We start from the raw sequence: 11,704 nt of genomic DNA, 5'->3' as shown, positions 1-11,704 counted from the left end.
GTCCTCGTCCGGCTGCTGCATGTCGGTAAGGTCCGACTTCGCCTTGTCGGCGAGCCAGGCCTGATTGGCCTTGTCCTGCTCATAGGTGTTGCGGCCGACGAAGCCGTGGGAATAGTCGCTCCACACCTCGCCGCGCGCGTTGACGTCGCCGTCGCGCGGCAGCGGAGGCGGGGCAGGCGTCTCGTCCGTGGGCCGCACAAAGCCGCCGCGCTCCGCCGAATAGATCTCGCCGCCCTCGTTGCGCGCGCCGTCGACGGGATCGAAGGTCGCAACCCCACCCTTCTCGCTGTACTTCCAGCCCAGCGCCTCGTACTTCCGCTTCCATGCCTCGAACGGGTCCTCCGGCATACGCCCGCGCAGCAGATCGCGGATCGCCTGCAGCGCTTCCTCGCGCCGCACACCGGTGGCTCCCAGCATCGTTAGCGATCCCAGCAACGCCGCGCCGCCGGCAATCACCAATACTGCCGCGATCTCGGCAGGGGTAAGCTCATTTGCACCGGTGCCGGTTTCGCTGCCGTCCGTTGCGGCCGTGTCGGTCGGCGGGGCTGTCGCGATCGGCGTGTCCAGCGATGACGAGTCGCTTCCCGGAACGCCCTGTTCGATGGTTTGGGTTTCGCCGATCCGGCGTCCGACCACCCCTGCATAAAACCTCGCGACTTCGAGATTTGCCTTTTCTTCCGGTTGACCAAATCGTGCATCGCCCCGTCCGACAACAAGCACGGTGACATAGAACTGGCCGAAGCATGCCTGGAGCACGAATTGATCCGGGTCGCCTTTGTGCGATACCCATGATGTTTGCGAAAGCCATCTCTTTTCCAAAGGGGCTGACTCGAACATGCCCTTGACCGACGCCAAGCAAGGTTTGGCCCCCCCGTGCATCGAGAAATCGGTAATGTTGATATCGATATCGAGGCGGGGCAAATCGCACGGCCCGTTCTTCTCCGGCCGGCACCAGGAGCCGCCTAGCCCCGAACCATATGGTTTGAAGACGTAACCTTTCGTCCTGCTGATGTAGAATGACTGGCGCCAGCTTGGGGTCCAGGACTCCCGAACCTTTTGTGGCGGCGCGTCGACAGCGCCGGCGTCCTTCGCCCACCACCACCCGGCCGGAAGATCGCTCGCGGGGACGGGAAACATATCGGCGCGAATGCCGTCAGGCGCCGAATTGCTCTGGGCCAGGACGGGTGCTTCGGCCAGGAACGCGAGCCCGATCGCCATCGGCACAATCAACGCGGTCGCCCCTGCGCGGATCAATCGGCTCATCACGGTGTCCATTTCAGCCCCTCGAACTGGCTGGAGAGTTTTTGGCTGAAGTCGCCGAGGTCGCTGAAGCCGAGCCGTTCCAGTTTGCCTTCCAGCGTGTGCAGCACCGCGGCGTCGGGATGAACCGGCAGGTTGGAGGACTTCACGATGTCCATCGCCTGCCGCAAATTGCCGGGCACCTCGCCGGCCGGGATGTTCTGCGCGCCATAGGCCTTGCGCACGCTGTCCAGCGTGTCGACGCCCTTCTGCGCCTGCGCGATCGCCTCGAACGGATCACCGCGGCGCAGATTGCCGGTCACCTTCTCGTGGAATTGCTGCGCCAGCCCCTGCGGATCGGCGAGTTTTACGGGCTGCGACGGGACGGGTACCTTGCCTGACGCGATGTCCTTGAGTTCGGCGATCCGGGTGGTGCCGGTGCCTCCCACCTCGCCACCGGGAAGGTTGCCGCGTTGGCCAGTCCTGAGATCGGCGATCTGGTCGGAGTAGTCGCGGCCGGCCTCGCGGAAGGCGCGGTCGGTCGGGGTGTGGCCGTGCTGTTCCGCCCACCACGCCTTCTGCTGCGCCGGGCTCATGCCATCAGGGCATTTTGTCTTGTCGAAGAAGGTCAGTTCGGCGAAGGCGTCGTTGGAGTGCTGCTCCCATTTTGTCTTGGGCACCTCGACCCATTTGCCGTCGGCGTTCTGGGTCAATACCCGGAAGTCGCGGTCGGTGTTGATGGGATTGGCGGTCTTGCCCGGGGTGCGGAAGTCGTGCACCACGAGCTTCTTGTCGGCCAGTTCGGGGCTCGACTGGCGCAGCTTCTCCAGCAGCATCTGGTCGTGCGGCTTGTAGACCTCGTTGCGCAGCGTGTTGTTGAAGGCTTCCTGGGTCGATGCCGATCCGCTTTGCTTCAGCGCCTGCACCTGATGCGGGTTCTTCTGCACCTCCAGCACGTCAGTCAGCGAAGCGCGCAGCCGCCCGGAGCCGTCGACATGCACGCCTTGGTCCAGTGTGCCCAGATTCTTGCGCATCTTTTCGACGAGGTCGGTGGCGACCTTGGAGCGCCGGCTCGCCTGCGCCAAAAGATCGGCGCCGCTTTCGGCAATGCCGGCGACCGCCTTCTTGCCGGCACGCCAGGCCTCGCCCGCATAACCCGCGCCGTAATGGATTGCCTTGCCGAACAGGACGTCGGTGACCGCCGCCTTGACACCTGCGGTCGCGATCTCGACCACGCCGCCGCCGGCGCGGGCCGCATCGCGCATTGCGAGGCTGCTGCCGACCGTCGAACTGGCCCAGCCCTTTGTCAGGATAGCATCGAGCGCCGCCGCCCCGCTCTGCAGCAGCGTGTCCTGCGCGGCGTCCCTGTAGGTGTAGGTGGGCGTGTAGCCCGGCCGCATCTGGTTGCCGATCACATCGGCCAGCGGCAGCAGGTCCTTCAGACCCTTGCGGTAGTCGTTGTCGGCCGGCGTCGTCAGCAGGCGGTCGCTGAGTTCGTCGAACAGGCCGGAGCGGGACTCGTCGAGCAGCGCGTCGACGCCCTCGCGGCCGCGCTGCTCGCCGAGCGCGCCCAACAGCTCGTCGCGCGCCTTGAAGTAGGTGCGCATTTCCGCGCCCTTGCGGCGGGTTTCGGCGATCTTGCGGTTCAGCTCGGCGACGTCGGCGTCGGGCCGCTGCATGTCGGCGAGGTCGCTACGATCCTTCTCGGCGAGTGTGGCCCGGTTCGCCATATCCTGGTCATAGGTCTTGCGCTCGACATAGCCGCCGGAGAATGAACTCCACACCTCGCCGCGATCGTTGACGTCTCCGTCGCGTGGCAGCGGTGGTGGGGCGGGCGGCGTCTCGCTGACCGGCCGTACAAAACCGCCGCGCTCGGCCGAATAGATTTCGCCGCCCTCGTTGCGCGCGCCGTCGACCGGATCGAAGGTCGCGACCCCGTTCTTCTCGCGGTATTTCCAGCCCAGCGCCTCATACTTGCGCTTCCAAGCCTCGAACGGGTCCTCCGGCACGCGCCCGCGCAGCAGATCGCGGATGGCTGCGATCGCCTCCTCGCGCCGCACACCGGTGGCACCCAGCATCAGCAGCGAGCCAAGCAACGCCGTACCGCCGGCAAGTCCCGCCGCGGTCGCGATCTCCGCGGGCGTAAGGTCAGAGACGGGGGATTCGGCCTCTGCCTCAGACGGTGGCTGCTCTGTATCGTTGTTCACGACGCCGGGCGACGGTGTCTTGCGATCGAAATCCGGTTTCTTTCGCGATGTTTCGAGATTGGTCCAGCCCCGATCGGCGATATAACGAGCAAACGCGGCGTGAAACTGCCGATAGGTCTGCAGAACTTCCTCTTCGCTGGGACGGGGAAATCGGCGATTGCCCCGCTTGGGCCCCGCCTCGTCGGCGTGGACCGATAGGCCCATCACGCAGGACCCGATCTTGAAGACAAGAGTGCTCTGCAAGGAGCTGTCGGACTGGTAGCCCAGGTTCCAATAACCCTGGATGCCATCGCCTATGCTGCGCGGAGCGAAAGTAACATTGACTCCGTAACCTACCGGCGAGGTTGGCTCACCGGGCTTGGCGGAGAGGCTGTAGTTCGCACAGTGGGCATGCGGCCCAATGAAATAGCGCCGGCAATGCGCCTCGTTGCAACCAGGATCGACGGTCTTGAAGATGAAGTGGCGTCCGTCCGGGTCGTAATAGAATCCATTGGGCAGGTATGAGTCGGGTAGGTAAAACGAAAAAATCCATTTCCCCGCGGGCCACGCATCCGACAGCTTCTCTCTGTCGGCAAGAGCCGGCTTAACCAGCGTCAGCGCCGCCAGAGTTATCAGGAGTCGAGGCAGGATATTTCTGCAACCCATCGCGCTCATTCCGCGAAGCCGATGGTCTCAAGCACATGGGTAAAGACGTTGCTGCTGGCGGCGTAGCGCGCTTGCGGCGCGCCGAAGGTGACGAAGTAGAAGACCTGGCCGGCATCGATGATGGCGACGTCCTCGCGCAGCAGATCCGGCGAATCCGAGCCGGCAAACTGCACCGAGAACACGATGGCCGGCCGCAAGGCGATCTGCGTCGTGCGCTCGCTGAGCAGGCGATAGTTGTCGGCGCCTTCGGAGAGCCGGGTCTTGATGATCTTCGCCTCGCTCGCCAACGTCGCTTTGGCGGCGCGGCGCTCGGCGCGGAAGGTGACATGGAGGACGTCTTCGCCGTCGGCCTCCAGTCCCTGGAAGTCGATCACGTTCGGCTCGGGCATGGCCGAGTTGGCCGAGGAGGAGTACGCCCATTTCGCCGGCACTTCCGCCGATACGCCGGCCTTGCCGCCATAGCCGGGAAGGCGCATGCCCATCCCGATGGAATCGAAGCGCCGCCACACGGGCTTGCCCGCATCGGGTTTCTTCGCTTCCGGCGCTTTCGCTTCGGGTTGATTCGATACGGCCTGCTTCGTCTCAGGCTTCGTTGCCACAGGCGAAACCGGCGAACCGGCCGCATTCGCGGCCTTTTCGGGAATCGCGGGATCGACGCGGAAACTCTTGATCATTCGCGCGACCACCGGCTCGAACGCCGCAGCAACGGCTTTCGGATAGGCGATTTCGAGCCGATGGATCATCGTCCCGTCCTCGCTCAGCAGCACCCGGCGCACGATGGTCTCGGCCTCTTTGGTGGCCACGACCTGGTACCAGTCCGCGCCATTCCGTTTCACGGCCGCGGCATCGCCGATGTCGAGCACGTCCTCGGCCTGCAATTCCTCGACCGAGAAACTGAGGGCATTGGCGTGGCTGTAGATATGAAAGCGGGCGCCGGCCTTTTCAGCCGTGAAGTGGCGCCCGGCATTGTCGGGCGGCGGCGGCTGGATCGCAAAGAGGTCGGCGGGATAGTCGATCAACACGCCATAGCGGGTGTTGGTATAGCTTTCCCAGCGGCTCGCCTTGATCGCCCCCGTGGCGGAGCCCGCCGGGGGAGCGGCCACGGTGGCAGGCGGGGTCGCGGGCGGCACGGCTTTGGGTGGCGCCACGGCGGTCGAAGTCTTCGGTGGCGATGGCGGGGCCTGCGGTCCGGTCATGATCAGCGCGGCTGCGAGAACCACACCGCCGACGACGAGACCCGCGACAAGGATGGCGCGCGACTTGCCGAAACCCGAAACCGGCGACGTGCTTGAGGTTGCCGGAGCAGCTTGCTTCGTCTCCACAGCGGCTCCCAGCGGGTTCGAATCGGGGACGGCGGCACCGCACCTGGTGCAGAATTTCTGGTTGGCAGGCAGTGACGCGCCGCACCCCGTGCAGAAGGCACTCATGGTCTCTCTCCGGTAACGGAAATCGAGGCGCGGGCTCGGACATATCGCGCCAGCAGCCCCAGACTGTTGCCGACGGCGAGGCCCATGCCGAGAAACGAAACCGGCGCCACCGCATAGGGTGTTTGCCCGCCCGCCAGCGTCGCGGCCTGCGTCATCAGCAGGGACAACGCCCACACCGCCAGAAACCAGATGTTGCCGCGCGCCCGTATCGCTTCGCCGTCGATGAACAGCAGGTTGGTCAGCGACCAGCCGACCCCGACCATCGCACCGGCAGCGACAGCGAGCCCGATCGCCGTGGCCGACAGCGGCGCGCCGGCCAGCGCGAAGAAGACCCAGGTGCAGAGCACGCTGACGATCGCACCGATCGCCAGCGACCACGGCGACAGTTTTCGCGCCTTGCGGAAGGTCAGCAGCATCGTGACAATCGACAGCGCGAACAGCGCCATGCCGATCAACCCGACGACGCGGAACAGCAATGCGCCCGAGGGATCGATGACCAGAAGTACGAACGCTGCGGCCAGTACCGCGACGGCGATGAGCAGCCAGCGCAGCCAACGTGAAGAAATCGATAGTGACACGCCGTGATCCTCCGGCCCTGAAATGACAGGAGCAAAACTAGATCGTGGCCAATTCGCCGCCTTGTCCTAGGTCAAGGTGTTGAGCCCGCGCACCCTCGCCAACACGGCCGAAGCCGTTGGCCCCGACAGGGCCGGCACAGTCGTTCACGGCTTCCACAGCTCGAAATATTGCGGGTCTTCGACCGGCATGAAGTCGGTGCCCGGCCATTTCTCGATATCGACGAGTTGCGGCGGCGCGCCGATCAAATAGCCCAGTTCGGAAATGGAATCGCTGGCGCAGAAACCGTTACCCCAGCCCACCCGCCAGCCGTCATCACGTTTGCGCATCCAGAATTGCGCGACAGCGGTGGTCCGATTCTGTTCGCAGGGGCCGACCGCTTTATCCCATTCTGCCTTGCCGATCGGCACCCCGTTCGGGCGCTGCGGATGGACCACCACCCAGGCAAAGCCGGCGGCGGCACGCAGGCTCTCGACCTTGAACTCGACCGGTTTGCCGAATGCCTTCTCGAAGGTCGGACGCAGGCCGTCAAGGATCGCCTTGCGCTCCGGCGAGCCGGATGGCGGGGTTACGACGTCCTTTTGCGCGATCTTCGGCGGCGCCGGCAGCGGCGGCGGATTGACGATCAGCTCGAGCTGCTCGCTGGTCCACAATTCGTCGTTCGAGCAGGGTTCGAAACCGGGATCGCCGCGGTTCGCGAGCGCGGTCCACAATTTGTTGTCCGGACCCCACTGGAAATAGATCTGCATCTCGATCGGCCGGTTGCGGCCGGGGCAGCGTTTCGCCGCCAACGCCATCGCGTCGCCGTCGACCGGCACGACGCGGAATTGCAGCAGCGCCCGGCCCAACTCACCCCACACCACGCGCCGGTTCACGATCTCGTAGCGCTCCAGATCAAAGCGCTTGTCCTTGTTCCAGCCGTAGCCGCCGAGCCAGGTCTCGATCAGCGCCTGCGACGACGGATCCCGCTCGCCCGACCGCTGCGGCGGCTTGTTGGGCAGCACCACGATCTCGTGTGCCGAACCGGCTTGCGCCAATCGCATCGCATTGGCTTGGACGGAGGGATGCCGCACCTGATCGGTACCGGTCCGCGCTAACGCGGGCCAAGCCAGCGCCAGCAGCGCGGCAGCCATCGTAATTCCGATCGGCAGTCTCCGCGAACGGGTGGTCGGTTTGCGTTTCAGAGGCCCGTCGCCTTGCATGCGTAGTTTCTAGCTCCGGCAGAATGATCGCCCTTGATCCTGATCAAGGCCGCTTTTGTCCGAGATCAACGCCATGCCTGCCCGATCGGGGGATAATTTGAGGGTTGGACGTGAGAGAGCCTGCCATGATGATCGAAGCAGCGGAAGTTCGTTCGATTTTTGTCGGAGTCTTGCTGGCAGCCGTGGCCGGAGCGACAACGTTGTGCACGCCGGCTTCCGCACAGGACCTGCGCGCCTATTGCGCCAGGGTCGGCAACGATGACCGCGTCCAACCCATGCCTGGCAATTTGATACCAAACGCGCGGCGGATGTTCGAACTCGCGGCAGAGACGCCGGACTCCTACGTTCAGGCAAGTACCTCGGTTCGCTGCGCCAACGGCGCGGTCTGGCTCTGCAGCTACGGCGCGAACCTGGTGTGTGAAAAGGCCGACGTCAGCCGAAGTTCGGACGGGGCGGAAAGGTTTTGCAGGCAGAACCCGGATTCGCCGGACGTTCCGATGAGCGCGACCGGCCACGCTACAGTCTATGAATGGAAATGCGTTGGCCGGAAGGCGCGTATTGTCCGGCAATCCACCGAGGTCGACGCCCGCGGCTTCATCGCGGAGAACTGGAAGCAGCTGGAATAGTATCGCCATGCCGACGCATGGCATGACATAACGGACGACTCCGTTCCGGCTGTTGCCTTCAACGAGCGGGGCTTGCATGTTGCCGTCCAGTTTCGTCGCCCGAAAGGTATTGCAAAATGAACATCGACCTCACCGGAAAGCTCGCGCTGGTCACCGGCTCGACCCGCGGCATCGGGCTCGCCACCGCGATCGGGCTGGCGCAAATGGGTGCGGAAGTCATCGTCAACGGCCGCGAAGCCGCCTCGGTCGCCGAGGCGATCGCGAAGGTCAAGCAGGCCGTACCGGCCGCCAAGGCGCATGCGGCGGTGTTCGATCTCGGCCGAGCCGAGGGCTGCGCCGGGCTGGTGGCGCAATTCCCGCAAGTCGACATTCTCGTCAACAATCTCGGCATCTACGAGCCCAAGGCCTTTTTCGACATCGAGGACGACGACTGGACCAGAATGTTCGAAGTCAACGTCATGAGCGGGGTGCGGCTGACCCGGCACTATCTGAAGCGCATGCTCGATGCCAAGGACTGGGGCCGCGTCGTGTTCGTCTCCAGCGAATCCGCGATCTTCATTCCGAAGGAGATGGTGCATTACGGCTTCTCGAAAGCCGCCCAGCTCACCATCGCGCGCGGCGCCGCCGAACAGACCAAGGCCACCAATATCACCGTCAATTCGGTACTGCCCGGCCCGACCTGGGTCGAGATGGCGCCGGTCCGGCTTGCCGCTCGCGCCAAAGGTCTCGGCACGACGGCCGACGAACTCGCCGCCAAGACCTTCACCGAGCGCCGGCCGGCATCGCTGCTGCAGCGCTATGCCACACCGGAAGAAGTGGCCAACCTGATCTGTTACGTTTGCTCCAAGGCTTCCAGCGCGACCAATGGCGCCGCCTTGCGTGCCGACGGCGGCATCGTCACCAATCCGTTCTGAGGATCAGGCTGCCGGTCGCCCACGCCCTAACTCTCACCTCCCGCCGGAAACTCCCGTCAGAAGTCCCGCCGTCATCCAGCCGTGCAGATAGCCGGCACCTCTGGACGCCGCGCCGTCAGGATCGCCATAAGTGGCCAGCATCGAGCAAAGTACCCCGAACGGAATTCCGCCCGCCGCCTCGTCCCACATCATCGCTTCCTCGGCAGAAAGCTCGCGAAACAACGGTATCACGTCCTGGCGCCAGATCAGGAGGCAGCATGGCTCTTCCAGAGTGACCGCATCCGGCGGGGTTTCGTCGTTCTTGAGCGCCCGCCAGACCGCGGACCCACTGGTCGTCAGGTCGAGCCTGACGGCGCTGGGATGAGCCATGAATTTGAGATGGTGCCAGACCTCCGGAGCAAAGCCGGCCATATCGGCGACGGCAAGCGCCGGCGCGTCCTGCGCGTCGAAGGCATCGTTGAGAGCTCTCTCGAGCGCGGCAAGATCGGACAGGATGGGATATTTGCCGTAGGGCGCCGCGTCCTTCAGAAACGCCGGGAGGGCTCGCGAAAACCAGCGCAGGTTTGGATGCCGCGAGGGATTTGCCGCAACATAGGCGTATCCCATCTCATCGAACATCTCGTCGCCGAGATAAATGTGCAGCAGTTCGTGGTCGTTTCTGACGGCCTCGACCAGCCGCGAACCGTAGGCATGCCTGTAGACCCCAAAGAGGACATCGCGCGCTTCCAGCGGGCTGTCGAGAATTTCAGCAAGAACCGAATCGTCGCCGGTCAGTATGCCGCGCTGAAACTCGCTCTGTTGCCGCGCGAAGTCGCTCATCCCGTCTTCCTGCCCGGCGCCAGAACCTTCCCGGCTATCTCCCGGGTCCGGTTGACTTCGGCCATGAGTTCGTCGAGCGGCGGGATGTTGTCGTCGCGCTCGATCATGGTCGAGACCCGGCCGAAGCGCTGCAACGCCGCGGCGTAGAGATCCCAGACATCCTCGCACACCGGATGATCGTGGGTATCGATGATGTGGGTGCCCATGTGACTGTGGCCGGCCATGTGAAACTGAACCACCCGGTCCGCCGGAATACCGTCGAGGAAGCAGTGCGGATCGTAACCATGATTGAAAGCGCTGACATAGACGTTGTTGACGTCGAACAGCAGCCAGCACCCGGAGCGGCGGGAAAGCTCGCTCAGGAACTCCCATTCCGTCATTTCGGAATTGCTGAATTGGACGTAGGTCGAGACATTCTCCAGCACGATGGCGCGGCCCAGATAATCCTGAACCAGCTGGACACGGCTGACGACGTGATCGAGTGCTTCGCTGGTGTAGGGTATCGGCAACAGATCGTGCAGGTACTTGCCATGCACGCCGGTCCAGCACAGGTGGTCGGATATCCATTTCGGTTCGACCCGGCGCGCGAGATCGCGCAGCCCCCGCAGATACTCGAAATCAGGCGGCGCAGTCGATGCGATCGACAACGACACACCGTGCATCACGACCGGATAGCGTTGACGAATTCTATCCAGCATCCGGAGCGGCTGGCCACCCGGCAGCATGTAATTCTCGCTGATGACCTCGAACCAGTCGATCGGCGGGTTTCCGCTGAGGATCTCGTCATAGTGTTGGGCGCGCAGCCCAAGGCCAAAACCGAGGAATGCCGGCTTGCCCGCATCCATCCGGTGATCCGTCGTCGACGGCGAAGACGGCTGCGAGGATTTGGTTGCAATGTTCATTGGGCCTCCGCTGGTGACCCGCCGGTAATGGGTGCCCGGCCGTATCGCTGTCATGAGTCCGCGACTCCATAATCGACTCTGATCTCGGGACCCGGCCGAAGCCGGGCCCTTCGACCATGCAGCCGAGCCGTCAGCCGGCGACGAATTTGCCCTTGGCAGCGGCGCACTTGTCCTTGGTCATCTCCGCAAATCCCTGGCCCTTGCAGGCATTTGCTCCCTTGGCAGGCGATTGGCCGCCCTTGCAGGCGCTCTGGCCCTTACAGGCGTTGGCGCCAATGCATTTGCCTTCGCCGGCCGCGTAAGTCGCGGTCGACATGGTGGCGCCGGCCAGGAACATGGTAGCAGCGACCGCCGCGATAGCGGCACCGGACTTCGAGCTGAGCTTCATGATATTTTCCTCCAGACTTGGGTTGGCATTGAAACGGGTCGCCATCGAGCCGGGCAAACCAGTCCGACCTTCAAGACTCCCGTGCAACAGCTTCGGCCAACGACGATCTCCGGGTCGCAGCGAACCTCCTCCCACGCCGTCAAGTCGTCGCGGCCGGTCGTTCGCTGTCGGCTCGATCCTTTATCGGTTGCCTGGTATAGGTTTCGATTGCTCAATCCGGATAGTTACGCCTGCTCCGCATATTTTTTCTTGCCCGCGCGGCAGACAGATCGCCCGAATCCTACGGCCGTCGTTCGCTTTCCTGGCCGGTCATTCGCAGCAGCAGCCGGTCGAGGGAAGCCGCGCCTGGCCCCGCGATCGCGAGCCAGAGGAACGCAGCCAGATAGGCTGTCTCCTCGAATCCCAGCAGCGTTTCGAGAGAATCCACATTTTCCCACTTCGCCGCCTTGATCGCGACGATCATGACAACGGTCAGCATGGCTGCAGGAATCCGGGTCAACAATCCGAGGATCAGCATGGCGCCGCCGACGCATTCGACGCCGGAGACGAACGGGGTGAGCAGCCCCGGAAACGGGATGCCCCATTCGGTGAAGTTCTGGATCATCTGGGGAAGATTGTTGAGCTTGGCCCAGCCGGCAAGCATGAAGACGTAACCGACGACAAGCCGCATGACCAGCGGACCGATCCATTGAAAATGCGAGGCTATTCGCGCCGGCAGAGCGATGAGCAGAATGGCGATCGAGTTCATGGCTTCCCCCT

General features: G+C 63.9%; 11 protein-coding genes. 2 read left to right on the top strand and 9 right to left on the bottom strand.

What is annotated here, in order from left to right; genetic code table 11:
• The 5 genes from Q7T45_RS15015 to Q7T45_RS14995 form a co-directional block, all read right to left on the bottom strand.
• A partial coding sequence (locus Q7T45_RS15015; RefSeq protein ID WP_304871722.1) for a hypothetical protein occupies positions 1-1,275 on the bottom strand: 1,275 nt, incomplete at its 3' end.
• Positions 1,263-3,689 (bottom strand): hypothetical protein, encoded by a 2,427-nt coding sequence (locus tag Q7T45_RS15010; protein ID WP_304871721.1) that lies wholly within the window; start codon positions 3,687-3,689, stop codon positions 1,263-1,265. The genes Q7T45_RS15015 and Q7T45_RS15010, both read right to left, overlap by 13 nt.
• A 407-nt stretch (positions 3,690-4,096) precedes the next feature.
• Entirely contained in the window at positions 4,097-5,518 is a 1,422-nt protein-coding gene (locus Q7T45_RS15005) for a zinc ribbon domain-containing protein (protein WP_304871720.1), read from the bottom strand.
• Positions 5,515-6,096, bottom strand: coding sequence for a hypothetical protein (locus Q7T45_RS15000; protein WP_304871719.1), 582 nt, complete (start codon positions 6,094-6,096; stop codon positions 5,515-5,517). Before Q7T45_RS15000 ends, Q7T45_RS15005 begins: the two co-directional genes overlap by 4 nt.
• Positions 6,097-6,240: 144 nt before the next feature.
• Complete coding sequence (locus tag Q7T45_RS14995; RefSeq protein WP_304871718.1) at positions 6,241-7,227, bottom strand: hypothetical protein; 987 nt, start codon at positions 7,225-7,227, stop codon at positions 6,241-6,243.
• 194 nt (positions 7,228-7,421) lie between these two features.
• Here Q7T45_RS14995 and Q7T45_RS14990 point away from each other — a divergent pair, with 194 nt between their 5' ends.
• Both Q7T45_RS14990 and Q7T45_RS14985 read left to right on the top strand, forming a co-directional pair.
• On the top strand, positions 7,422-7,922 hold the full coding sequence (locus tag Q7T45_RS14990; protein ID WP_304871717.1) for a hypothetical protein: 501 nt from the start codon (positions 7,422-7,424) through the stop codon (positions 7,920-7,922).
• A 116-nt stretch (positions 7,923-8,038) separates the two neighbouring features.
• Entirely contained in the window at positions 8,039-8,836 is a 798-nt protein-coding gene (locus Q7T45_RS14985; RefSeq protein WP_304871716.1) for an SDR family NAD(P)-dependent oxidoreductase, read from the top strand.
• Between the two features lie 33 nt (positions 8,837-8,869).
• Here Q7T45_RS14985 and Q7T45_RS14980 read toward each other — a convergent pair whose 3' ends face one another.
• The 4 genes from Q7T45_RS14980 to Q7T45_RS14965 all read right to left on the bottom strand — a co-directional run bounded on the left by Q7T45_RS14980 (position 8,870) and on the right by Q7T45_RS14965 (position 11,693).
• The gene (locus Q7T45_RS14980) at positions 8,870-9,655 is read right to left on the bottom strand and encodes a DNA-binding domain-containing protein (RefSeq protein ID WP_304871715.1); all 786 of its coding nucleotides are present in this window, start codon (positions 9,653-9,655) and stop codon (positions 8,870-8,872) included.
• A complete protein-coding gene (locus Q7T45_RS14975) occupies positions 9,652-10,500 on the bottom strand; it encodes a DUF692 domain-containing protein (protein ID WP_304871728.1) in 849 nt (282 codons plus the stop codon). The genes Q7T45_RS14980 and Q7T45_RS14975 overlap by 4 nt, the downstream gene beginning before the upstream one ends.
• 187 nt (positions 10,501-10,687) lie before the next feature.
• Positions 10,688-10,945 carry a hypothetical protein gene (locus Q7T45_RS14970; protein ID WP_304871714.1) on the bottom strand — a complete coding sequence of 86 codons (258 nt, stop codon included), beginning with the start codon at positions 10,943-10,945 and terminating at the stop codon, positions 10,688-10,690.
• Between the two features lie 280 nt (positions 10,946-11,225).
• Positions 11,226-11,693, bottom strand: coding sequence for a DoxX family protein (locus tag Q7T45_RS14965; protein WP_304871713.1), 468 nt, complete (start codon positions 11,691-11,693; stop codon positions 11,226-11,228).
• Positions 11,694-11,704 lie beyond the last annotated feature (11 nt).

The organism is Bradyrhizobium sp., assembly GCF_030646015.1.
Classification (GTDB): Bacteria; Pseudomonadota; Alphaproteobacteria; order Rhizobiales; family Xanthobacteraceae; genus Bradyrhizobium.
Note: the sequence above shows the minus strand (reverse complement) of the source record. Positions and strands in the feature narration are given on the sequence as shown.

Coding starts and splice junctions, on each gene's coding strand:
- Q7T45_RS14970 (WP_304871714.1), bottom strand. CDS start 10,945: ATGAAGCTCAGCTCGAAGTCCGGTGCCGCTATCGCGGCGGTCGCTGCT.
- Q7T45_RS14980 (WP_304871715.1), bottom strand. CDS start 9,655: ATGAGCGACTTCGCGCGGCAACAGAGCGAGTTTCAGCGCGGCATACTG.
- Q7T45_RS14975 (WP_304871728.1), bottom strand. CDS start 10,500: ATGGATGCGGGCAAGCCGGCATTCCTCGGTTTTGGCCTTGGGCTGCGC.
- Q7T45_RS14985 (WP_304871716.1), top strand. CDS start 8,039: ATGAACATCGACCTCACCGGAAAGCTCGCGCTGGTCACCGGCTCGACC.
- Q7T45_RS14995 (WP_304871718.1), bottom strand. CDS start 7,227: ATGGCTGCCGCGCTGCTGGCGCTGGCTTGGCCCGCGTTAGCGCGGACC.
- Q7T45_RS14990 (WP_304871717.1), top strand. CDS start 7,422: ATGATGATCGAAGCAGCGGAAGTTCGTTCGATTTTTGTCGGAGTCTTG.
- Q7T45_RS15005 (WP_304871720.1), bottom strand. CDS start 5,518: ATGAGTGCCTTCTGCACGGGGTGCGGCGCGTCACTGCCTGCCAACCAG.
- Q7T45_RS14965 (WP_304871713.1), bottom strand. CDS start 11,693: ATGAACTCGATCGCCATTCTGCTCATCGCTCTGCCGGCGCGAATAGCC.